The following is a 1,897-nucleotide window of genomic DNA, read 5'->3' on the forward strand; positions in this document are numbered from 1 at the left end:
ACTTAGATCTTTCCTTTTTATCCGAGATCCGCAAAAAGATGCCAATTGCCCAGCATAAGCGTCTTTAGTCTTTACTGCTGCGCTTTGTAGTTTTATAGAGCGCTACGATTTAATTCAGAATATCTTCTTCGTATTGCTTCAAGAACTTGAAAAGCTTTTTGGCTGCGCCGGTATTCTTTTCGTTTTGACGATCTTTATTCGCGTTTCTCACAAGCTGGCGTAATGTCTGTATCTCAACGCTTGGGTGTTTTTCGACGAATTCAGTTAATGCCGCATTACCTTCGTTGATCAGTCTTTCTCTCCAAGCTTCGAGCATATGTAAGCGTTTCGCGTATATATCGCTAGATGTATCGAATCGATCGAGTACTGTCTGAATTGCATCAATGTCTTGGTTGCGCATGACTTTGCCAATGTACTGTAATTGGCGTCTTTTGGCTTCCCGTGACGAGATGCGTTTGTAGGTCGTGATGCCTTCTTCTAATTCTTCTGAGATAGGTACTTGTTCAAGGTGGGAAGCTTTTAATTCACAAAGCTGCTTGCCGATTGCTTGTAACGCTTCCATCTCGCGTTTAATTTGGCTACGACTTTTAATGTCTTCGTCGAAATCTTCGTTGTTGCTATCGAATGGGTCGTGCTGACTCATAAAGTACCTGTGATCAAATTTATGCGTAGGCGATTGAGGCTAGGCCTAAAAAGGAGAGGAAGCCTACAACATCAGTGATAGTAGTCAAGATCACGCCACCTGCGAGTGCTGGATCAATGTCGCGCGATTTCAAAAAGTAGGGGAGTACGGTACCTGCTATAGCGGCTACAACGAGATTAATCATTAAGGCTGATGCGATTACGATTCCGATCGTGATGTCTTTGAACCATAGCATTGCGAGGCCTGAAACCACGGCAGCCCATAATGCGCCGTTAATCATGCTCACAGTGAACTCGCGATTGAGTAGCCACTTTAAGTTGCCACTACTGATTTGACCGACTGCCATACCACGTATCACAAGTGTAAGAGTTTGGCTTCCTGCTATGCCGCCCATACTGGCAACGATTGGCATTAGTACAGCCAGTGCCACGACTTTTTCAATAGTACCCTCAAACATGCCAATCACGGCAGAGGCAATAAAGGCGGTGACTAAGTTTATGCCCAGCCAAACAGCGCGCCTTTTGGTTGTTTGCTTCACCGGTGCGAAGGTGTCTTCATCCTCGTCGAGCCCCGCCATACTCATCAATGAGTGATCAGCATCATCCCTAATGACATCAACCACGTCATCAATGGTGATACGCCCAAGCAATATATTATCGTCGTTCACGACTGGTGCGGTGACCAAGTCCTGACGTTCGAATACATTCGCGACTTCGCTATCTGGCATATTGACGTTGATTGTCGTGATGTCTGTTTCCATGACCTCACGAACCGTAGCACTTGGGCTAGATACCAACATCGTAGTTAGTGGAAGGATACCGACCAAAACACCATTTCGGCTAACAACGAGAAGACTATCTGTCATCTCGGGTAGGCTTCGGTGTCTTCGCAAGTAGCGCAGAACAACGTCCATTGTGATGTCCGCACGGATAGTTACCGTGTCGGTGTTCATCAGGCCACCGGCAGTATCTTCCTCGTAGGCGAGGACTTCCTCGACACGTTCCCGGTCTTGGCTGTCCATGGAGTCTAGGACTTCGCCAATGACAGCTTCAGGTAGGTTCTGCAGTATGTCTGCTAGGTCATCTGTATCGAGATCTTCGGTGGCGTCGATAAGTTCTTGCGCATTTAACTTGCTCAAGAAATAGGCTTGGACGTCTTCGCTTAGGTCTTGAAGAACCTCTCCGCGATAATCATCATCGACGAGCTGCCAAATAATATTACGCTGTTTAGGTGGAGAAGACTCGATGAGGTGAG

Annotated in this window: 2 protein-coding genes; both read right to left on the reverse strand. The window is 46.7% G+C overall.

Annotated features, from left to right (window positions below; translation table 11 throughout):
* Nucleotides 1–109: 109 nt before the first annotated feature.
* Nucleotides 110–643 (reverse strand): ribosome biogenesis factor YjgA, encoded by a 534-nt coding sequence (yjgA, locus tag A3738_RS04400; protein ID WP_068476106.1) that lies wholly within the window; start codon nucleotides 641–643, stop codon nucleotides 110–112.
* 19 nt (nucleotides 644–662) lie between these two features.
* Nucleotides 663–1,897, reverse strand: a 1,235-nt coding sequence (gene mgtE / locus A3738_RS04405) for a magnesium transporter (protein ID WP_068763387.1), incomplete at its 5' end; no start/stop codon positions are given.

The sequence above is a fragment of the Oleiphilus sp. HI0066 genome, from assembly GCF_001635725.1.

Coding starts and splice junctions, on each gene's coding strand:
- yjgA (WP_068476106.1), bottom strand. CDS start 643: ATGAGTCAGCACGACCCATTCGATAGCAACAACGAAGATTTCGACGAA.